This is a genomic window from Candidatus Uabimicrobium amorphum, from assembly GCF_009002475.1.
In the GTDB taxonomy this organism is placed as follows: Bacteria; Planctomycetota; Uabimicrobiia; order Uabimicrobiales; family Uabimicrobiaceae; genus Uabimicrobium; species Uabimicrobium amorphum.
Map to the genome: position 1 here is coordinate 6,714,021 of NZ_AP019860.1, position 20,720 is coordinate 6,734,740.

The following is a 20,720-nucleotide window of genomic DNA, read 5'->3' on the forward strand; positions in this document are numbered from 1 at the left end:
ACTAAAATCCCGTCGGAATATCTATAAAATGGTAAGGTATGGAAAACTTGTCTTCGATGTGCTGTGCTACGGCCTTAACTCCCAATGTTTCCGTGGCATAGTGTCCAGCGTACAACACATTTATTTTTTCTTCTTTTGCAATATTATGCGAAACGTGATTCCCTTCGCCGGTAATGAGCATATCTACTTTTTTCACCACTGCTTCATAAATGAAGGAAGAACCCACACCAGACATAAGCGCTACTTTGCGAATTTTTTTATTGCCAAAAGGCAAAAGGCGGTGATTCGAAGCATTGACAATTTTAAGTACCTTTTTTGTTAAGGTATCGCGGTCTATGGCTTTTGCAAATTTAGCTTGATACCCAATTCCACGGCCAAAAGGAGCGGTAATTTCAATATCTAAAAGTTTTGCTAATTGCGCATTGTTACCTAGCTCAATATGGGCGTCTAGGGGTAAATGAACGGCATAAAGTGAAATATCATTTTTCAGTAAGAACGATATTTTGTCGCGATGTGCTCCGGTAATGAGAAGACTTTTTCCCCAAAATAGTCCGTGGTGTACAATAATTACTTGAGCATTGGCGCGTTTGGCACGCTTAAAAGTGTCCAAAGTCGCATCTACGGCTATGGCGACTTTTTTTATCTCTGCATTTCCGCTGTCGACTTGTAGACCATTTTGCGATATATCTTCAAAATCCCTGACATTTAAGTATTCATTTAGGTAGCCAACCAGTTTATATAATTTCATAAAAAAACCTCTAGACAAATTGAAATAGTGTAATAGACCACGCGGTGGTGATAAAAGGTAAGGCATAACCAATAGCCAAAAGCAGTATTGCCGCGTAAACACCTGCGAGTAGGTCGTCAGCAAGAACACCAAATCCATGAGGGAACTTTTCTACCTTACAAACAGGGTATGGTTTCCAAATGTCAAAAATGCGAAAAGCAATAAAACCAAATATGGCGACTTCCCAAGAAGGTTGAAAGCACATTACGGTCATAAAGTAACCAGCCACTTCGTCGATCACGACTTTTTGAGGATCCTTTGTTTGGTAGTAATTTTCTGCCCATTTCCCGATAAGAATGTTGAGTATAGATGCTGCTAACATACATGATAGTAACACATAAAAATTGAGACATTCGAAAACAAGTAGGATGCTGTACACAATGGCAGCGCCCACGGTCCCCATAGTTCCAGGCATTTTGGGACTATTTCCGAGAAAGAAAAATGTCGCAATTATTTTACATAGAAAATCCATGTTTTGTTCCTTATTTTATATTAAAGGTAATGACCTCTGTTGTCCACATTCGCATAAATCTATTTTTGGATAAATATATTCTTCCTTCTAAAGGATCTCCTAAAACAACTCTACCGTTTTCTATGGCAAAAAGTACCATGACATGGTTTACGTATGTACTGTATTCGGTATTCACAATACATGGTTTGGATATTTTTTGCAACCCTTCCCAGTCCGTATAATGAACTGATGCGGAAAACAAGCGCTTCTGCGGGGTTAAAAAATCACGCATAGCTTTTAGCATGCGTAGCGAAGTTGTTCCCCATACGTTTGTTGTATGTGACAGATGCGCCATTTGTTGCTCAGTGGTTTTGAGGCCATGGAATCGTGCGATGGTTGTTAGGCATGCTGGGCCACACGTCGTTGGCGTTGACTGAATACATACCGAGTCAACTATTTTGAAATTACCACATTTTACCACGGGCATAATCATCCAACTACTGTAGACACACATATACCCTATCGCCAAAAAGCAGATACCATGTAAGGCTTTTTCCGTAAATTTACTGCTCACACTTTTGGAACATATGGCAAAAAAGAACACCGCAAACGGAACAAAAGCGCCTTTTTCCATGTAAACTGCAATGTCAATAGGCACAAGTGCTGCAAGCCATGCGCGGTACACACGTAGAATTTCGAGCACAAAGCAAATTGTTAGAGAGAGGATTGCCAAACAAACAACGGTTTTTTTGTTACTTTTGGCGAAAAAGCATCCCAAACGATACAGTCCAATACTCACAATGAGAGACAATGCGAAAATCGCTATTTTCACTTATATCTTCCTTCTGTCATTTCCAAGAAAAAATATACCGCCTGTACTTTTGTCACGATAAGTTTTAATTGCTTAGGTTCATCACAAGGTTGTTGATACAAGGTTTTGTCATTTAAATCAAAGGTCAAACGATTGTTTTCGTACATAATTTTGTAGGTAAATTCTTTTCCGCCACGATACGATTGTGAAACCAGTGACTTTTTCTTGTTGTCGCCGATTTTTTCGTACAATTGTACTACGGATAAGCTCGAACTAATGTTTTGTACTATCATATAGTAGGAGGCGGAAGAACAATGAATACCAACGCCATATTTACGGTCTTTGGCAAATAATGATTCGATTGTTCCTTTAATAAACCACGGTCCGCTTGGAACATCGCGGGTAATTGTACCACTGCCAATACCGGTTATTCCCAACTTCTCTTCTGAAGGAGCCCAGTTTCCTGTTCTTTCCCATCCTTGTAGACGATATAGATAATTATCAACAAACAATGGAGATGGTTTTTCGTCCCACACCACCTCATTTATTTTAGTTTTTGGTTTGGTTTGCGATGTATTTTCGGTGTTGTCAACATTGCCGGTGTTGTTGTTTCCCTGTGTATTGTTTGTCGCATTGCTGGAGGAATTATTGTTCGCCACTTGATCGGTAGAACCGTTAGAATTATTGTCATTTGTCATGTTGCCCGTCATCAAGAAAAATACGGTAATGACAATACAAATGACGCTTACACTGGAGGCAATTAAAGGTACGAGTGATCTGGATTTGTTGCTGTTAAAGATTTTTTTTCCTTCGCAAAATTCAATAATTTCGCGATATGTTTGTGGACGATCTTTGGCGGAAGAGGCAAGTAGCTGGGTAATAAAATCGTTGTTGCGTTTAGAGGTCTTGCTATTTACACTTTGGACGGATGGTATAGGCCCTTGCATTTTTTCGGTGATGATGGCCAGAACATTGCGTCCGGGAAAGGCGCGCTTTGCGGTTAACATGAAGAAAAATACACAACCTAGAGCGTATATGTCGGCGCGATAATCGACTTCATCATCCGCATTGAATTGTTCTGGGGCCATATTTGAGGGTGTCCCGACGATGTTACCTTCCTGGGTGATGTTATTGTCATCATCGTTTTGGTTTTGTGTGTGACCTTTGGCAAGTCCCAAGTCAACTAACTTAACGCGATAAGGAAAATCAACAGAGAAAGCCGTCACGGTACTATCTTCGCCGGTAATCTTTTCCAAAAGAACATTTTCGCATTTTATGTCGCGATGCATAATGCCCTGCTCTTGTGCGTATTCGAGAGCATTGGCCAAAGACTTGATCACATAAAGTGCTTGCTGTTCGGAAAGAGCGCCATGTTGCTTTATGTATTGATGTAGGTCGATTCCTTTAATAAACTCCATCACTATGTAACAATGTCCATTGGTAACACCCGCATGATAACAAGCGACTATGTTAGGATGAGATAAACCAGCTAGAATTTTTGCTTCTCTCTTAAAGCGTTCCTGGAAAGAAGAATCTTCGACGGGTTTCATGATTTTAATTGCGACATCGCGGTCTATATAAGTTTGTCTTCCTTTATAAACCACTCCCATGCCACCTTCGCCGAGAACATCGACGATTTCAACATCTGGTATCGAAAAACTATCGCGATTTAACTTTTGCGTCTCGCTGGAACTGACTACTTTACCGTTATGGGGTGTTTGTACTGTTTTTTGTCGTGCAAAAGAGCTAATTTTTGTTTCTTCTTTGCCATGATTATCCATTGTGATCCTATCTTTGAGACAAATTGTCAAGTTCTAACAACAATGTTTTGACCGTAGGACGATCGGTGATATTTTTCCCTACATAAACATACTCTATTTTACCGTCGGGTGTAACAATCATTGAGGTGGGTTTTGCCAAACTTCCCTCAATGGTGAGTTGTCTAATGAGTTCTAACTCGACATCCAAAACGATGGGGAAAGGGGCTTGGAAATCTTCTTCTAACGCTTCTAATACCGAAGTAAATACGGGAATAGACTCTGCTTTTCCCGGGTATACAAGAATAATTTGTGCATTTTTGTCATTGAATTTGTCTACGGATTTGGATAATGCCAAAGTTTGAGCAGAGCACGCTAAACATATTCCTCCGGCGAAGCCGCGCAAGATAACCAATACAATTTTTTTATCTGCAAAATCTGCAATATCGATGAGATCTCCACCGCTTCCTAAAAATCGCGTAACTGGTAAACGATTGCCAAGAAGTGCATTTGGTCGCGCGGTTACTATCTTGTCTGAACTAAAGCGTTTTTGAAAAATATTACTAAATTTTTTCTTTTTTCCTTTTACATCTTCAGGAGAAAGAAAAACAGCCTGCGGGTTAAATTTGCGTTTTTCCTTATTCATTGTAGCGACTTTGTTCATCATTGCCGCTTTATCATTGCTGTTGTTAGCGACTTTGTCCATCATCGCCGCTTTATCATCGTTGGCGTTAGCGACTTTGTCCATCATCGCCGCTTTATCATCGTTGGCGTTAGCGACTTTATCCATCATCGCCGCTTTATCATCGTTGGCGTTAGCGACTTTGTCCATCATCGCCGCTTTATCATCGTTGGCGTTAGCGACTTTGTCCATCATCGCCGCTTTATCATCGTTGGCGTTAGCGACTTTGTCCATCATCGCCGCTTTATCATCGTTGGCGTTAGCGACTTTGTCCATCATCGCCGCTTTATCATCGTTGGCGTTAGCGACTTTGTCCATCATCGCCGCTTTATCATCATTATTGTCCAATGTTTGGGGTGTATTTGGTTTCGCTTGTGCAACGTTGCCGCTTTGCACAGTGGTTTGTTGTGAAGAATTTTGTTGTACGTCTACATTATTTTCTTTAGATGCAGGGTCAACTTGTTGATTGTTCGTTTGAGTGTTTTGTGATGCATCGTTTTGCACCTTCGTATCCTGTGAAACATCTCCATTTTTTTGTGGTGATAGATTATTGGAATTATCCATTGAACTAGAAGTAGAACAAGACATGCAAAAAATGCAAATGATCAAGTAGCATAATATTTTAACGTAAAACAATTTGTTTCCCCTAAATATTAAAGGTGTATGATGTCCACCCCCCAGAGACAGAATAAAATGTATTTGTGGATTTTACAAAATCTTCTCTATGTCATCAATGACAATTACCAAACAAACTTTTCGCGGTATTTAATTTTTTTTAATATTTTTTCGAATAATTCGCGCTGTTCTTGCGTTAGTATGAATCTTATTTTTTCCATCAAATCCAGCCAATGCCAATATTTCGTCTGTGGATAGGTGACAATACAATTTATATATTTGTTATACAGTAAATGTAACTCTTCGATCTGTTGGTCGGACAAATCTAGATAAACTTGCAAAAAATAACTATCTACATGTAAAATTTGTGAGGTGCTATATACTGGTTTTTCTTTTACACTGTGGTTTATTGCTGCCGCAGCCATAAAACTACGCGAAATGAGAAATGTGGTCAAAAACATAGAAAAAATCAAAAAAGACATCATCGTAACGAGAAAAGAGCGTAGGCGATACCAAGCAACATATGATTTTTCCATTTAGGGAGTCCTTAAAAAAATAGAAGCGATTGTTTATTCTAAGGTAACATACGTTTGGTCAATACATGGCACGTTGAAAATTTTCGATTACGATTACAGCTATGGCCAGGGTCACTGTGACGATTTCCGGTGATGGTGACGATTACGATTTTTGACACCTTGGCATTGTTTTTGTTATTTGATCGTATTTTTGCGAACTATAATGTTTGCAAAAGAGATATTCTTTGTTAAGATTTAGGGCGTATCATCGTTTAGATTTCAAAAAATTAATCTATCGAAAGGATTTGTAGTGACTACACGTAGAGACTTCTTAATAAAAAGTGGGCAAGTTGTCGCTTTAGGGGCTATGGGAGGAGTGTTCGCTAGTTGCAACGCGCAGGAAAATTCCGTAGTTGAGCATAAATTACCACAGCTTGGCTTCGAATATAAAGCCTTAGAGCCTCATATTGACGCACAAACAATGGAAATACATCATAGTAAACATCATCAAGGGTATGTCAATAAATTAAACAAAGCTTTAAAGGGACAAGATAGTCTTCTTAACAAAAGCGTTGAGGAGTTATTGGCGAGTCTATCTTCCGTCCCCAAAAACATAAGAGAGAGCGTGCGCAACAACGGTGGCGGACACTACAACCACTCTTTGTTTTGGGAGTCTATGAGCCCTAGTACTGATGGTGGCGGGGTGTTGGCAGATGGAGCTTTAAAAACCGCTCTTGAAAAGAAGTTTTCCTCTGTTGATAAATTTAAAGAAACTTTTTTTAAACAAACGAAAAGTATTTTTGGCAGTGGTTGGGGATGGTTGGTTGTAAAAGACAAAAAATTGGAGATTGTTACAACTCCAAATCAAGACAACCCTGTGAGCCACGGTGCTGTTCCTATTCTAGGCCTTGATGTCTGGGAACATGCGTATTATTTGAAATATCAAAATCTGCGTGGTGACTACATAAAAGCTTGGTGGAACGTTGTCAATTGGAAAGTAATTGAAGCGAGATTTGCCAAGGCTATGTCATAAAGTGGTGCCCTGGTATTCCATATACATGCCAAAATAAATATTGCCATGTGAAATTGGCTATCTAACCCGATAGCCATGTGGTATTCCAGGGAATACCCGCTTAGATTATTTTTATGACCGATGCCACCGAAATATTCAGTGTTGTAGTTTTTTAAAATCTAAATATGGATGTAAAATGTTGAGTAGCGAATATATATATCCTCTGTGGTTTGTCATACGTATTTTGCTTTTTTTGTTTACCTCCCTTGTTCGTAAATACGATGTACTATTGGCAATTCTTTTCGCAATCACTCCTTGTAGTTGCGCCTTGGGATTTTTGGGCGGTTTTGAGTATGTTTTGTTATGTGAATTTGCTGTGTTTATAACTTTTTTTCAGATAAGATTTCACAGAGATAGCCATGTTTTTTCTACAATTATCTTCACTCTGCATTTTGCAGGTCCATTTTGCAAGTTCATTTTTTCAACACTCTATAATATCGATTTTCCGATTATGCACCTGCCTTCAGCTTTAAATTTTGTGATAAATCCCCATGATATTAGCTATGGTAGTTTTTTGTTTTTATTATATCCGATGCCTTTTTTTTGGTCGCAAAATAGATGAAAAATTCAAAGATAATAGCAAAGCGTTTTTCTCCCGCAAATACAAATCCTGTCTTTTTCTGCGGGCGCCACAAAATTATTACCGATATGTTTTTGGATTTAAATAACTTCGTTCAAAATCCATTTCACTTTCAAAGACACTTACATCTACTAGTCGGTTCAAGCGGAGTCGGAAAAACAGCTCTACTCAAATATTTATATAGACAAGTTCTCAATTCGAAGGAAATGACAAACTATATTCCTTTGTATATATGTATGAAAGGATGTGAAAACGAGCAGGATGTATATTTGAGTATTGTAACGGGGTTAGAACAATCTTGTCGGCAGAGTCCTTATCGCTATCAGCAGTTAGAGCGTGTATTAAAAGCAAAGACATGGTTAAATAAAGCTTTGCTTGTGGCACCTGATCTTGCCAATTATCTGCGCAAGGATATGGTGGAGTTTTCCTTTTTTGAATTCTTGCACTGTCTAGAAAAAAATCCGTGTCCGAAACCAATGACGGTAGATCTTATCAAACTAATACAGTTGTTTGCACGAGAATGCTCTCTGTACATATTTCTAATTTTTGATCATATGCCCGAAATTTTGTATGAAGAAAACTTGCAGGGAACTTTTAGCAATTGTTTTAGCGAAATGGAAAAGTACAACAGTCGTTTTTTTTCCGTAATATCTATGGACGAAGAGTACTTTTACCAAGTCAAAAAAGACCGTGTTTGTGAACACAGTGGTGTTTCTAGGCTGCTACAACATAGCAACCTATTTGTTTTGCAAAAAGATGCTCAATTGACAAGCGGTATAGAGAAAATTATTGATTCAACAAAAAGCGGTGAAAAATTTTCTATTTTCGCCCTTGCGCCGAACTGTGATCTGGAGAAAGTCACTGCTTCTTTGAAGACAAGGTTAGTTGCCGAGTTTGAAATGGTAACTTTGCAGTGCGAAACGGACAATTTTGAAACTTTTCTGCGCACTGCCTGCGATATCATCACTGAAAAATGTGAAAATACGCAAAAAAAATTACTTGGTTCTTTGCCACATACCGCAAAAATTTTAAAAAGAGAAATCCATCGCCAAAGAGATCTCGATAATGTTCTCGATTATTTTGGACAACTACTGTTACGTCTTGACGGAGTCTTACAAGATAGTAAATTGGCCATTGTCATGGAAAACTATGAACAATTCATTCAGCAAGAGAGAACTTTTTCATCGATAAAAAAGACGAATATGAAAGAGCACATGGCGCTTCCTTCACCAACATTTATCAAGTTTTATAACGCACTATTGAGCTTTTCGGCAAAATGCAAGAATATACACATTATTCCCATTCTTCGTCTAACACCGACAGATCAGGTTTTTTACGAAAAATCTGTTGCGTATAACCTTTTATTTAACAGCTATATCTGGAATCTACGCTACTTTTCCAAAGAAAATACTTGTACGTTTCTCCACGAAGTGTTCAATCGCTGTGGAATTGTTTTGCGAAGAAAAACATTAGAAGATATTCATGATAAAACCGCAGGGATACCTCTCATACTACATTTAATAGGTTACTATATTACATCGTTCATTGAAAAAAATCTTATTGAGAGCGATGTTGTGATGCTACAGGGAAATCTAATGTCGAAGAACGAAGTGAACGACATTACTCTAACAGTAGGGGAACTGAAAAAATACGAAGATGATCGTTTACGTATTGAAATAAATCGAAGTATTTGTGACCAACTAGAACAAAAATCACTGGATAAAATGTACCAAGAGTTGTGGAGCGATGTCTTGGAACGAGTAGATTCCAAGTTTTTGAAGCTTGTGATGAGAGAAGACATTGCAATTAGCGCACTGGAGAAAAAATATCCACACCAAGAAACAATGCTCGAAATTATAAAGTTTTTAAAGGTAGAAGGGTTTGTTGAAGAGAAAAACAAACACTTATATGTTCATGAACTACTACGTCAAAGTTTTAGTGTATATAAAAAAGTTTCGCCCAGTATACGCGGCGGTGAAGTCAATCAGACACGTCGTAATTCCGATGTTGGATTGAAAAAAATCAAACATGAAACCCGAAGAAACTTTTCTTTTGGTGAACAGATCATTCGTTTAAAAGAACAACATCGAATTCGCCCAACAGAAAGAAAAGAACGCCAGGACATAAAGCCCGGTTCAAGTAATGACACAAAAATATTTCATTTGGAAAATGAACAGCAGCAAAATAGTGAACTCATGAAGTACATGGCGCTTGCTTTAGATGAGGGACCGATTCCAACACGCACGACACTAGAAAAAATATCAGAAAAAATTGATGTCGCAGAGTCGTATAGCCTCGAATACCTTCAGATTTTATGCCGAAAAATCTGCGAAATGGTAAACGTGTCGAGTTCTAAATATTTCAATGCCGTTGTGGGCCACTTCACCAAACATCAAAATTTATATATCGCGGTGAATAGTACTTTTTGCAGTGAAAACACTATTAACGCATGTTTAATGGGGAAAAAATACGAGCAGTTGTACTTACTGTACAAACTAAAATACAATTTAGAAGGCTCGCAGAAATATTTGCAAAAATCAATAGAGTTTGCGTTCCAATTCTTATACAAATCTATCAACGAAGAAAAAGCGCAAATGTATATCTCTGATATGATATCTCTCGTATCTAAAATCGAAGATAAAAACACGCGTAAAAATTTACAAGAGGTTACGGATTATTACTACAAGTTCATCAAAAGCATCCACTACAAAGATGATAGTTGTATACCAATGCTGTTAACACGACAAGTTCCTAAGCCATTTTTGCCTTTTCTTGTGAATTGTTGTGTTTTCACTCTAGAGAAGAATATTGGAGAAAATACAAATATTGCATGTTTGAAGTTAATGCTTACCGCTCCACAAAGCATTAAAAAAGATAACTTAGCATTGCAAAAAATATTGCCAGTTTTGTCTACTCATAGCAATGAAAATGTACGTTATTCGTTTTATGATTTTTTAATTTACGTCATTCCTTTACTTGAATTGGAATTGCGCAAGGAGGTATTTATATTACTTCTTGAGGCCTCACAACAAGAGCAAAATAATGTGCAAAAGAAAGTTATTGAAGTAATCAATAGTTACATCCTACTTATGCCAGAAGAAGAAACTTTTTTTCTATTGCAAAACATGATAGGCGACGGTAACTGCGACTTAGACACTTGGTCAACGATCGTAAGACTATGGAATATTTTACCGAAAACGGCACAACAAGAATTGCAAGGAATATGTATAAAATTTTATGCCGAAAATACCGATAAGTTCGCGACAAGGCCGTCAAAGAGCATACCTTTTTTGCCGTTAATCGATTCTGGAAAAGCGATTTTATATGATTATGTTGTGCAACAATTACATCAAGGCAACGTTGCGGCATTACCACACCTGAACCGTATTCTTTGCGACCTAGATTTAGAAGAATCGCAGCAAAATATGATACATCGCTTGATGATTGAAATGTTGCATGAATTGCCTAACGAAGAACAAAGTTCTTTTTTGCACTACATGTGCAACCGAAATTTTTCACCACAGCATTTACTGTTATTTCGCGATTTGGAAAATCAGGTAGAGTATTTGTGTTGTCAACTATACTTTTTTGCAAAATACTCTGCGGAAGACCAACAGCAGATTATTTCTAGAGCTAAAGCACATTTGACAGACAGTGATCTTTTAGTACACAGTTTTTGCCAAGTAATCGCTTATTGCTCGGAAGGTGATTTAATAGATATACAAAAAACATATGCCAATTTTATTGCAAAGCATGGTGTACATAACAATATCTCACAGCAAATGATTCGCAGTGCAAAACACATTGTTGCTAAAATACCAGGACAAGCAGATGATTTGTTAAAGCAAGCATTTTCTTATCTACTTGAGAAGGAACAATCCATCATGTTTCCGGTAATTCTTGAGGGGGTGAAGTGCTTCCCCAGTGATATTTCTCTTGGGGACATTCAGCAGGCTGTTAGCAATGTATTTGTTTTGCAAAACTCATTTTCCCCGACAGCAATGCGCAATTTTTATGAGTTTTTAGATTGTGCACTTGGATTTGGAATGCGCCATAGTTTAGTCGAAAAAATACAAAAAGCATTGCATGAAGGAATGAACGATTACAAATACGCCGATATCGCCATACCTATCTATTTAAAACATTTTCGCGATTATGATATGGTGATCGATTTACTAAACACTTATCAACTCAATGTTCATACATGGCATATTTCTTTCGCATTTTTTGATATTGTTCCCGATAAGTTGCAGGAAATCCCTAAACTTAGCACGAACTATGAACAAGTCGAAAATTTGGAAAAACTGTATCTGCATTGCAATATCATCGACATTTATTACCGCATAGGCGAAAAAACCTTGGCAGAAGAAAAGTTGAATTTACTACTAAAAAATGCCATAATACCGTCTTATAGAAGGCGTATATTACGCATACAACAAAAATGGTCTATGAAATTACAGCTCAGTGAAGCCTATACTGAGAGTAGTATTCATCTTAGAGAACTATTATAGAAGCCAACTACAAATAATGAGGAAAGAAACACAAATGTCTACAACACCTTCAAAAGATATCGATACTTTCGACAACCCGTACCCAAGTAGAAATTACTGGATTAATATTGATAGCCCCGAATTTACTTGCCTATGTCCTAAAACCGGCCAACCAGATTTTGCGACTATCCAAATTAGTTATATTCCCGATGAAAAATGTATTGAATTAAAATCGTTAAAACTATATCTGTGGTCTTACCGCGAAGAGGGTGCTTTCCACGAAGCCGTAACCAACAAAATTTTAGATGACATTGTTCGCGTTTCCCAACCACGTGAAATAAAAGTCACTGGATCATTTTTAGCCCGCGGAGGTATTACGACATCCGTTGTTGTTACGTGGAATAAGAACGAAAAATAAGACGTGTTATTTTAAATTTGTTCGGCATCTAGCTGTGAAAAATGGCAACTGCACTACAGCATGCAGAATACATTGCGATTTTCAGTGGCTAGATGCGAATAAAGTTTGCGAATTACACGCCTCACGGAAAACAAAATTCAGAGAAATAATATGAGAAAACGTACAAAGGCGAGACAAGTAGCTTTGCAATTCTTATACCAAATGGACTTGAGAAACGATGAAATTTTAGAGCAAAAAGATACCTTTATCGAAAGCACCGAGTGCTGTGCTGAAGTGAGAAAATACGCTTTAGAGTTGATAGATGGCTGCCGCATCTATTGGGAAAATATAAATGATGCGATTGCTAAAGTTGCAAAAAATTGGGATCTATCCCGTATGGCAGTGGTAGATCGCACAATACTGCGCATAGCAGTATACGAATTATTATATCGAAAAGATGTTCCACAAAAAGTGGTAATAAACGAAGCGATAAATTTGGGAAAAAGATTTTCGACAGAACATTCCGGTGCCTTTATTAACGGAATATTGGATAACTTAAAAAAGAACTAAATTTTTGGCTAAGCTCAGCACGTCGTTTGATGTCGCTTGGGCTAGCCTAAGCGCACTTCACAAAACACTCGTTGTAACCCACCGTCTAAATATGACGAAACGACATGCCTAGCTTTTCTTATCCGTAACCCAAAAAATTATTGCTGAAAACGGAGAAAGCAATGGGGAAATTTTTCAATTCAGGATACACAGAAATAAAATTTGTCTTACACAGCACCGAACATTTTGTCGCAGTGAAATAAGTATCGCAATGTACATCTGTGTAAATTGCATCATTTTTGATGAGTTTATTGTAATAACTCTTGACTGTATTTTGCTTTTTTATAACAATAGAAACTATCAATTAACTATGGAATAAAGTTGCGGGTCTTGATGGGGATGGTCATGGGCAAATGGAATAAAGTAGCGGATCGCGTCTTACCGAAGTGGATGAACTCCGAATGGGAAGTACGGGTGAAAGCCGTCAGTGAGTTAGAAAATCAAAAAACATTGAAAAAAATTGCATTGCGCGACAAAAATGTAAATGTGCGTTGTGCTGCGATTAAAAAATTACAAGATCAAAAACTTCTTGTGGATATTCTCTACGAGGATAAAGACGAAAATGCCAAAGAAACGGCAATTCAGCAAATAACAGATATAGATATACTCAAAAAAGAGGCTATTGATAATGAGAATGTTGGTGTGCGCTACCTTGCTGTACAAAAAATAAAGGATGAAAGCACATTAGAGATTGTCGCTCACCAAGACAAAGATGAGGATGTACGCCGTGAAGCAACGTTACATATAAGTGACGAAGAGATTTTAAAAAATTTGGTACTGTATAGCGAGGACACCGATCAACGCAGTGTTGCCTTCGATAAAATTACCAATCCTCAAATTATCGAACATATTTTAAAGAAAAGCCAAGATCCCGAAATTCGCATGATGGCAATTGTCGCTCTAGGTGAAGAAGAAAATCCCGAATATATGGAATTTATCGAAATGGTGTGTGATCACCTCGAAGAAGAACAAAGAAAAGAAGAGATGCGCAAAGAAAAGCAGCAATGGTTGGAAAACAAGAAGCAACAATTTATTGAGAAATGGAAACAACGCACTTCGTAATAGTTGTCTCTAGGAAAACTTCCTAGAGACAAATGATATTAGAAGTCGCTAATACGATCCACCAACGAAGAGTCGTCAATGAACGGATTGCGATTTTTCTGATAACGCGATATACCATCGTTACGCGCCACTTCTTTCTGATCCACAGGATCGTCGCGATGCCACTCTTTTAAGATTCGTTCCTCAAAAGAAGGAATTTCTTTGCGATAACGAATCGAAAAGTAAAAAAGCGCTCGTGCTACGTCTCCACGATGACTACGCGGCGGTGTAAAAACTGTAAATCCTCCTGAATCTCGTCCAAGAAGACTCTCACCATCTTGCCACACTATGTCTACAACGCTACCAAAGTAGTAACTACTACGACGGCTGTTGGCTTTCGAATCGGTGGGGAATAAATGGTGCAAATCACTCTTTGCCGGTTCACTTTTTGCTCCACGAGACTTTGGCCAAGTATGTTCGGTATTCATGACTGTATGATCTGGAATACCCTTAGTTTGCATGACTAAATCTGTGTATACGCAGTCGACATAACCACTGCGGTTATCAATTTCTGAAAACATACGCGTACGCGCCGAGGTATATCCCAAAGAGGTGTGTCCTTTTACAAGATTATACAGCTCGTCTTTTAAATCGCGGTCGCGCAATTCGCCAAATTGACCGAGACGAATACGCGGGGTGACTTCTAAATAATCCACTGCGCGGGTATAAACAAAATCAATATGATAGTTATCTTCCGTATCGGTAGTGATGTGAACATCCACAAAATTTCCCAGTACGAGAAGTTTTTGACTCGCCGCTGTTTTTCCTGCAAAACGCGCCAATTCTTCATTCTCGTTTTTAACAACGATATAGCTGTTGTCTCCCACGAATGTATCTGCAGAAAATTGCAATTCGATTCCCTCAACACTCTGCATGGTAAGCGTCCGTTTTGAAATCGTCTCTTCGGCATTCAAACAACTGAAAACCAGTAGTAAAACGAACATGTATCTTGTCAACATGATGTTGTTCCTTATTTAAAAAAATAAACTCGTGTTATACAGTATTGCGGTTGTATAACCGTGACCTTAACCTTATCTAAAATCTGCAATCATCTACTTATTACATTGAGTTCTAGTTTACTAAAAATGACGCTCTGTTACAACGTTTTTCACTGTACGAATTGCGAATGGTCTTAAAATAGTGGTGGTATCCCCAATGCGTTTCTTCGTAAATGGAAAGTGATAAAGTTGTTAGATAACAAGATGCTGGTTGGAAAAAATTCTTGGGAGAACTCGATTTGAGGGCGTTTTGTGTCTTTCTTGGGTGTTTGTCTGATGCTATTGGGTTGATGTCGGTTGTGATTTAGGTATAGGTTTGGCACCAACATGGAAGTGCTAAACCCATACCACAATCACCAACCCCAAATAACAATTGCAAAACCCCCTCCAAACATTTATATTGAATAGGCTAAGCCAAACAAACTAATAAGAAGGAGTTCCCATGAAAAAAAAGGTCAACTTGCGCTTTGCAGCGCGCAACGCTATGATCGGTATTAGTCTCTACACAGCATATTACCTACTATCGGTGCTCGGTGTTGTTTTAGAAATACAAGAGTTAGTCGATATAAACCCATCGATGGCGGTTTTCGTTCAGCAATTTGGCTACATTCGCGTCCTATTGCTACCGTGTTTGGTCTACATCCCACTGATATTTTTTCTCTACGCGATTTACGAACGATAAAAACAAAGGAATCCACATTCCCATGGATTCCTTTGTTTTTCGCTGCTTTAGCCTAACGCACCACCCGCCTAATGATGGCCAGAGAGTTTTTTCTGAGCTTGTCGCACTAGATCGGGGGAGTTTGCAAAGCGTTTTACCGCTTGTAGTAGGCGATCCGTGTGGTTTTCGGCTTTTTTTTCCGCCTTTTTTATCTTCAAATACGCTTGTTGATTGTCGAATTGTTGTGCCACTTCTTTTGACACCCCTACTAGTTTGTGAAAAATGTTGTCTGTTTCACCTTTTTCTAGTGCAATAGAGGCCTCAAAACACTCATTTAATGTCAGCGTTCCACTGTGAAGCTTTTTTTCTCCAGCATCGAGTATATCACGTGTTTCTTGTAAGCCTTTCTCGCTAATTTCAGGGGCTGGCTTTTCTAATTGCCCGCAGTTTTCACATAGCCCTTTGCAATAGTTCAACAATATATAGTGTTGCCATTCATCCGTACTCATTTGCTCCCATGTTTGTGCAATTCTCTCATCGTCGCTGTGCAGTAGCGAAAAGTGAGCGTACATACGTGCGTTGCGTAGTTCTAATTCTTCACCAATGTCGAATAATTGTTTTAATAGCATTGTTGTTCCTTTAATTGACAAGTTGCGAAATTGAACTGTGTTCTAAAAATATCCTTAGGCTCTAGTCTAAAATGAAATATATGTATGCGGTAGTGATTGACGAATTTTTTGTTGTTGTTGTTTGTCAATCGGATTGTTTTCTAAGTATAAATACCGCAAGTTTTTTAAGTTTTCCATTGTTGAGGGCAAGGTCGAAATTTTATTGTTACTTAAGTCTAGTTCTTCTAATTGTACACAATTTCCGATTTCATTGGAAATTTTTTCCAATGAATTATTACGTAGGTAGCAGTATTGTAGGTTTTTGCAAATAGCTAGATTTTCGATGTGCGTAATTTGATTGTTGTTGGCAAATAAAAATCTAAGATGTGGAGAGTGAAGGGGAAGTTTTTGCAATTCGTTGTATTCGAGATTTAACATTTTTAACTGGGGAAAGTCAGCGCACATACTTTCTAAAGAGCAATTGTTTAAATATAGTTCTTCAAGACGTGTACATGGACTCATCTGTGGAAAGTGTACTAAAGGATTGTGACTAATACGCAGCGTTTGCAAGTTGCGCGCGTCTATGTGTACATTTTGTGCAGTGAGTTTGTTGTGCTCAAGGTAAATGTGTTCTAGGTTATCTCCTTTTACGGAGCACAAATGCAAATTGTTACGGTTTAGTAACAGCGACTTTACTGTAGAGCTTGCGATGTCTAATGTTTCTAATAAATTATTGCTCAGGTTTAAATTTTGTAACTTGTGAAGTTGCTCTAACGTCGATTCTATATGCTGGATTTTGTTATTTGCTAGGTCGAGCGTTTCCATTTTGGTGAATTGCTGTATTGTCTGTGGTATGTATTCTAGACGATTACTGCGCAAATTTAGACATTGTAGCGAATGGCATTCGGTCATTGCTGAGGGAAGGCGATCGAGTCGATTGTTTGCCATATTCAGATTTTGTAAGGAAGGAATCACGTATGGGAAGTCGGTTATTTGATTCCAACCAAGATGCAAGACAGTTAAATTTGGTAATTCTCCTATCTCTTTAGGAATTTCTTCTAGTTGGTTGAAGTTGCAGCTGAATATTTGCAAATTGTGTAGATTTTTAATTTGTGTTGGACAACTTTCTAGAAAATTTTCGTCGAGAATGAGCGTTTCTATATTCTTGCATTTGAGTAAATGTTCAGGAAATTCGTTGAGTTGACAATTTCCGAGTAACATTTCTTTTGTATGCTCGGGCTGGCGAAGATACCCCGATATTTTTTCCATGATTTTTTTGGGATAGTTCATAACACACCTACTGGATAGTGAAATTTTGACCGCGTAGTAAATCTTGTAGCGTTTCGCGCTTGCGAATGAGAATGTCTTTGCCTTCGTGTATCATTACCTCTGCCGGGCGACATCGCGAATTGTAATTTGAGCTCATGCTATAACCATATGCCCCGGCATTATGTATACACAAAACGTCTCCCTCATGAATTTCTTCTACCTGCCGCTGCCTAGCAAATGTATCTTCCTCACAAATATATCCTACAATATCATAAACGCGTTTGTCGCCATGGGGATTGGAGAGGTTGGTTATTTTATGATAGGCATCGTAAAGCATTGGGCGAATCAAATGGTTTTGCCCCGAGTTTACACCGGCAAATATACGTTCGCCATTTTGTTTGATTTGGTTTACGGTAACCAATAAATATCCACAGTCGCTGACTAAATACTTTCCTGGTTCGCACCACAGTTCTAAAGTTTTTCCATAGTTGCTATTCAGATTTTGCATCGCCGGAACTATTTGTTGTGCTAACGCTTCTATACTAATAAAAGCGTCTCCCTCGCGATACGCGACTTTGAATCCTCCGCCTATATCCACAAATTGTAAATGAGGAAATTTTGTCGACAACGCACTTAAAGTGTTTAAAATTTGTACGAAGATATGTGGTTGTGAAATACCAGAGCCTGTGTGAATGTGAATACCTGTAATTTCGAGAGAATATTTGCGAACAATTTTTACAACATCATCTAGTTGATCTTTGGCAATTCCAAATTTGGAGAAACGGTGTCCTGTTTGGATGGAACTATTTGCACCTGCGGTTATGTCGGGATTAAAGCGCAAAGAACATTTACCTTTTGGGTAATTTTTTCCGAATTTTTCGAGTGTGGTGGTACTATCGATGTTGATGAGAACGTTTTGTTTGTAAGCCTCTTCTATTTCGTTAAAGGCAACACTGTTGGGAGTAAAAATGATTTCCTCTTGGGAAAAATTTGCCATGATACCGAGGCTAATTTCATTAGGGGACACACAGTCAAGTCCACATTTCCAATCACTTAGCAAGCGTAAGATATGGATATTTGACAGAGCTTTACATGCATATTTTATTTTGTGGGGAATGGGAGATAGAGCTTCATGTAGAGCAAAATAGCGTTGTTTGATAACTTGCGTATCATAAATGTACAGCGGTGTATCGTATTTGTCTGCCAATTCTAACAAGGAAATGCCCTGTATTTCTTTGTGTACCATTTATAATCTCCGTAAAAAAAAGACCACCTTATCTTATAAAGATAAAGTGGTCTAATGTATTAAGAAAATCGCAATGCGTCTTTATCGTCCGCTAGCACTATACTTGGCGATGACTTCGTCGTATGAGTTGTAAACGCGTAATTCCAAACGTGTGATGTTGTAGGAATATTTTTCCTTAAAAGAATGTTTGGAACCATTGGAGCATGACTGGGTGATTAATTCCACAACTTTGCCCGTCGGATAGATTCCGAATAACGATACTTTGTGTGCTTTACGTCCATATACTACGAAATTTGTTTTGACGCGTGAACGGCTGAAGAGATTTCCTCTATTCACGTCCCATAGTGTTACATCGATACGTGCTTTTCCGTGACCATGGCCTGGACCTGGGATGGTATTACGCACAACAATTACAGTTGTTTGAGCTTTTATACCATAGTTGTCTGAACAACCTATGTTGTAGGTTCCTGGTCTGTTTCCTGCTTGATAATAGCCATTGCGCACTGTACCACCATCGCACCACCATCTAGGGGTAAATTTTATGACGCGGTTGTATCTGTCATAACCAATCGCGGTAAATTGTAGTGCTCTACCTACTGCAACTCTTTGGTTGCGAGGTGTAATAACTATTTTGTAGACGCGGCCTGGTGTAGGATTTGGGCCTGGCCCGGGGATGGAACTACGAACTACTTCAATGTTGGCAGTACCTTTTGCGGTACCGCGACGATCTTGTACCCATATGTTTACGTATCCTGGACGGCGAGGTGCTTGATAGTAACCACTATTACTAATGCTACCTCGATCGCAAAACCATTTAGGTTTGAAGGGAACCACTCTATTGAATTTGTCATAACCAACAGCTGTCAGTTGTAAAGAGGCACCTACTTGGATTCTTTTGCTACGTGGAGTGACGACGATGCGGTATAGCAAAGGCGGTTGTATAACTTGGCGTACCACTTGCACTTTTGCAGAACCTCTTTGACCGCTGTAGGTATCTTGAACCCATACAGTATAGTAACCTGGGCGATAGCCAGCGCGATAATAGCCGTTCTGATCTATATTTCCGCCGTCTGCCCACCATTTGGCAGATTTAAGTTGTACAACACGTCCGTAAGTATCATAAGCTACGGCTTTAAAGTAAACACCTTTATTTACCTCTACCCTCTGATTTTGTGGTGTGACCACTATTTTAGATATTTGGTTGTATGGTTGCTTTACTGTAACCGTTGCAGAAGCGCTGTAGCGTTTCCAACGAGCGGTAACTGTATAAGTTGCTGGTCGCGAAGGAGCGGTAAACCATCCGCTACTAACACTACCGTAATTTGACGACCAACTAACATTACGTGGGGTAAACGCGTTACCGTCGCGATCGGAACTAACTACGGTAAATTGCAATGTTGATCCGGACTTCATTTGTACATTACGTGGATAAATTGTCAGATTAGCAAACGCAATTGATGTTAACAAAAGAGTGAATAAAATGTATCTTATCATAATACCATCCTTATTGGCTTTGAATGTGGAGGTCTGTTTATGTTTCGTTATTAGAGATACCTTTGTATCTTAGCATCTCTAAAAGTAGCTTTTTGTAAATTATGAAATATAAAATGAAAAAGGAAAAAAATTTTAGCCAAAAATATTTTTTATTTCATCTGGGTTCGTCAACATTTTGGATAAAGCTACTTCAATGCTCTTGTAGATATCTTGAACATCTTCCATTGACTCATGAAGAATTTTGCCGATTTCGTAGTTGTCGTGAAGGACGTTACACTGTGCCAAAAGTTGTTTGAGATGCATGAATTTTGTATCCAAAGACGCCATTATTTTCTTTGCCATCAAACCAAATTCTTCATAATCACATACAACGTCTTCATATTCATTGCGATCAAGGATGTGTGCTAAAATTCGTGAAATATCTAACCACAAACTGCACTGTACATGGTTTATTTCAAACTCTTCTACAAAATCGCTATAACGAGGGTCTTGTGTAAGACCTAAGAGACGCGAACTTTGTATGTCTAATTTTTCTAGTAGTTCTAGAGTTAGTGTAATCGTTGTCATTGTTTCTCAA

The 20,720-nt window shown here is 38.4% G+C and carries 18 protein-coding genes; 6 read left to right on the plus strand and 12 right to left on the minus strand.

Features of this window, described 5'->3' with window-relative positions; all coding sequences use genetic code 11:
- Position 1 precedes the first annotated feature (1 nt).
- The 6 genes from UABAM_RS23695 to UABAM_RS23720 all read right to left on the minus strand — a co-directional run bounded on the left by UABAM_RS23695 (position 2) and on the right by UABAM_RS23720 (position 5,639).
- Positions 2 to 748 (minus strand): Nif3-like dinuclear metal center hexameric protein, encoded by a 747-nt coding sequence (locus UABAM_RS23695; protein WP_173013534.1) that lies wholly within the window; start codon positions 746 to 748, stop codon positions 2 to 4.
- Between the two features lie 10 nt (positions 749 to 758).
- The gene (locus UABAM_RS23700) at positions 759 to 1,259 is read right to left on the minus strand and encodes a phosphatidylglycerophosphatase A family protein (protein ID WP_151970477.1); all 501 of its coding nucleotides are present in this window, start codon (positions 1,257 to 1,259) and stop codon (positions 759 to 761) included.
- Positions 1,260 to 1,269: 10 nt separating this feature from the next.
- On the minus strand, positions 1,270 to 2,070 hold the full coding sequence (locus tag UABAM_RS23705) for a cysteine peptidase family C39 domain-containing protein (RefSeq protein ID WP_151970478.1): 801 nt from the start codon (positions 2,068 to 2,070) through the stop codon (positions 1,270 to 1,272).
- On the minus strand, positions 2,067 to 3,830 hold the full coding sequence (locus UABAM_RS23710; protein ID WP_151970479.1) for a serine/threonine-protein kinase: 1,764 nt from the start codon (positions 3,828 to 3,830) through the stop codon (positions 2,067 to 2,069). The genes UABAM_RS23705 and UABAM_RS23710 overlap by 4 nt, the downstream gene beginning before the upstream one ends.
- 7 nt (positions 3,831 to 3,837) lie before the next feature.
- Positions 3,838 to 4,992, minus strand: coding sequence for a peroxiredoxin family protein (locus UABAM_RS23715; RefSeq protein WP_173013535.1), 1,155 nt, complete (start codon positions 4,990 to 4,992; stop codon positions 3,838 to 3,840).
- Between the two features lie 236 nt (positions 4,993 to 5,228).
- Positions 5,229 to 5,639 carry a hypothetical protein gene (locus UABAM_RS23720; RefSeq protein ID WP_151970481.1) on the minus strand — a complete coding sequence of 137 codons (411 nt, stop codon included), beginning with the start codon at positions 5,637 to 5,639 and terminating at the stop codon, positions 5,229 to 5,231.
- Positions 5,640 to 5,985: 346 nt separating this feature from the next.
- On the opposite strand from UABAM_RS23720, the gene UABAM_RS23725 reads away from it, so the two are divergent.
- From UABAM_RS23725 to UABAM_RS23745, 5 genes are all read left to right on the plus strand, one after another.
- Entirely contained in the window at positions 5,986 to 6,651 is a 666-nt protein-coding gene (locus tag UABAM_RS23725; RefSeq protein WP_152022049.1) for a superoxide dismutase, read from the plus strand.
- A 597-nt stretch (positions 6,652 to 7,248) separates the two neighbouring features.
- A complete protein-coding gene (locus tag UABAM_RS23730; protein WP_151970482.1) occupies positions 7,249 to 11,781 on the plus strand; it encodes a hypothetical protein in 4,533 nt (1,510 codons plus the stop codon).
- A 34-nt stretch (positions 11,782 to 11,815) separates the two neighbouring features.
- Positions 11,816 to 12,178 (plus strand): preQ(1) synthase, encoded by a 363-nt coding sequence (gene queF / locus UABAM_RS23735; protein WP_151970483.1) that lies wholly within the window; start codon positions 11,816 to 11,818, stop codon positions 12,176 to 12,178.
- A 150-nt stretch (positions 12,179 to 12,328) separates the two neighbouring features.
- A complete protein-coding gene (gene nusB, locus UABAM_RS23740; protein WP_151970484.1) occupies positions 12,329 to 12,727 on the plus strand; it encodes a transcription antitermination factor NusB in 399 nt (132 codons plus the stop codon).
- Between the two features lie 384 nt (positions 12,728 to 13,111).
- Positions 13,112 to 13,828 (plus strand): HEAT repeat domain-containing protein, encoded by a 717-nt coding sequence (locus UABAM_RS23745; protein ID WP_151970485.1) that lies wholly within the window; start codon positions 13,112 to 13,114, stop codon positions 13,826 to 13,828.
- A 38-nt stretch (positions 13,829 to 13,866) separates the two neighbouring features.
- On the opposite strand, the gene UABAM_RS23750 is transcribed toward UABAM_RS23745, so the two are convergent.
- Complete coding sequence (locus UABAM_RS23750) at positions 13,867 to 14,826, minus strand: endonuclease I family protein (protein WP_151970486.1); 960 nt, start codon at positions 14,824 to 14,826, stop codon at positions 13,867 to 13,869.
- A gap of 481 nt (positions 14,827 to 15,307) precedes the next feature.
- On the opposite strand from UABAM_RS23750, the gene UABAM_RS23755 reads away from it, so the two are divergent.
- Complete coding sequence (locus UABAM_RS23755; RefSeq protein WP_151970487.1) at positions 15,308 to 15,547, plus strand: hypothetical protein; 240 nt, start codon at positions 15,308 to 15,310, stop codon at positions 15,545 to 15,547.
- A gap of 68 nt (positions 15,548 to 15,615) precedes the next feature.
- On the opposite strand, the gene UABAM_RS23760 is transcribed toward UABAM_RS23755, so the two are convergent.
- From UABAM_RS23760 to UABAM_RS23780, 5 genes are all read right to left on the minus strand, one after another.
- Complete coding sequence (locus UABAM_RS23760) at positions 15,616 to 16,155, minus strand: hypothetical protein (RefSeq protein ID WP_151970488.1); 540 nt, start codon at positions 16,153 to 16,155, stop codon at positions 15,616 to 15,618.
- Positions 16,156 to 16,221: 66 nt separating this feature from the next.
- Positions 16,222 to 17,424 (minus strand): leucine-rich repeat domain-containing protein, encoded by a 1,203-nt coding sequence (locus tag UABAM_RS23765; protein ID WP_151970489.1) that lies wholly within the window; start codon positions 17,422 to 17,424, stop codon positions 16,222 to 16,224.
- Positions 17,425 to 17,431: 7 nt separating this feature from the next.
- The gene (gene lysA / locus UABAM_RS23770) at positions 17,432 to 18,649 is read right to left on the minus strand and encodes a diaminopimelate decarboxylase (RefSeq protein WP_229759302.1); all 1,218 of its coding nucleotides are present in this window, start codon (positions 18,647 to 18,649) and stop codon (positions 17,432 to 17,434) included.
- An 81-nt stretch (positions 18,650 to 18,730) separates the two neighbouring features.
- Positions 18,731 to 20,143 (minus strand): hypothetical protein, encoded by a 1,413-nt coding sequence (locus UABAM_RS23775; RefSeq protein WP_151970490.1) that lies wholly within the window; start codon positions 20,141 to 20,143, stop codon positions 18,731 to 18,733.
- A 132-nt stretch (positions 20,144 to 20,275) separates the two neighbouring features.
- Positions 20,276 to 20,710 (minus strand): hypothetical protein, encoded by a 435-nt coding sequence (locus UABAM_RS23780; protein ID WP_151970491.1) that lies wholly within the window; start codon positions 20,708 to 20,710, stop codon positions 20,276 to 20,278.
- Positions 20,711 to 20,720: the final 10 nt, after the last annotated feature.

Bases quoted from the DNA above. Each gene is read 5' to 3' on its own strand.
- UABAM_RS23695 (WP_173013534.1), bottom strand. From the start codon at position 748: ATGAAATTATATAAACTGGTTGGCTACCTAAATGAATACTTAAATGTC.
- UABAM_RS23700 (WP_151970477.1), bottom strand. From the start codon at position 1,259: ATGGATTTTCTATGTAAAATAATTGCGACATTTTTCTTTCTCGGAAAT.
- UABAM_RS23710 (WP_151970479.1), bottom strand. From the start codon at position 3,830: ATGGATAATCATGGCAAAGAAGAAACAAAAATTAGCTCTTTTGCACGA.
- UABAM_RS23720 (WP_151970481.1), bottom strand. From the start codon at position 5,639: ATGGAAAAATCATATGTTGCTTGGTATCGCCTACGCTCTTTTCTCGTT.
- UABAM_RS23725 (WP_152022049.1), top strand. From the start codon at position 5,986: ATGGGAGGAGTGTTCGCTAGTTGCAACGCGCAGGAAAATTCCGTAGTT.
- UABAM_RS23730 (WP_151970482.1), top strand. From the start codon at position 7,249: ATGAAAAATTCAAAGATAATAGCAAAGCGTTTTTCTCCCGCAAATACA.
- queF (WP_151970483.1), top strand. From the start codon at position 11,816: ATGTCTACAACACCTTCAAAAGATATCGATACTTTCGACAACCCGTAC.
- nusB (WP_151970484.1), top strand. From the start codon at position 12,329: ATGAGAAAACGTACAAAGGCGAGACAAGTAGCTTTGCAATTCTTATAC.
- UABAM_RS23745 (WP_151970485.1), top strand. From the start codon at position 13,112: ATGGGCAAATGGAATAAAGTAGCGGATCGCGTCTTACCGAAGTGGATG.
- UABAM_RS23750 (WP_151970486.1), bottom strand. From the start codon at position 14,826: ATGTTGACAAGATACATGTTCGTTTTACTACTGGTTTTCAGTTGTTTG.
- UABAM_RS23755 (WP_151970487.1), top strand. From the start codon at position 15,308: ATGAAAAAAAAGGTCAACTTGCGCTTTGCAGCGCGCAACGCTATGATC.
- UABAM_RS23760 (WP_151970488.1), bottom strand. From the start codon at position 16,155: ATGCTATTAAAACAATTATTCGACATTGGTGAAGAATTAGAACTACGC.
- UABAM_RS23765 (WP_151970489.1), bottom strand. From the start codon at position 17,424: ATGAACTATCCCAAAAAAATCATGGAAAAAATATCGGGGTATCTTCGC.
- lysA (WP_229759302.1), bottom strand. From the start codon at position 18,649: ATGGTACACAAAGAAATACAGGGCATTTCCTTGTTAGAATTGGCAGAC.
- UABAM_RS23775 (WP_151970490.1), bottom strand. From the start codon at position 20,143: ATGATAAGATACATTTTATTCACTCTTTTGTTAACATCAATTGCGTTT.
- UABAM_RS23780 (WP_151970491.1), bottom strand. From the start codon at position 20,710: ATGACAACGATTACACTAACTCTAGAACTACTAGAAAAATTAGACATA.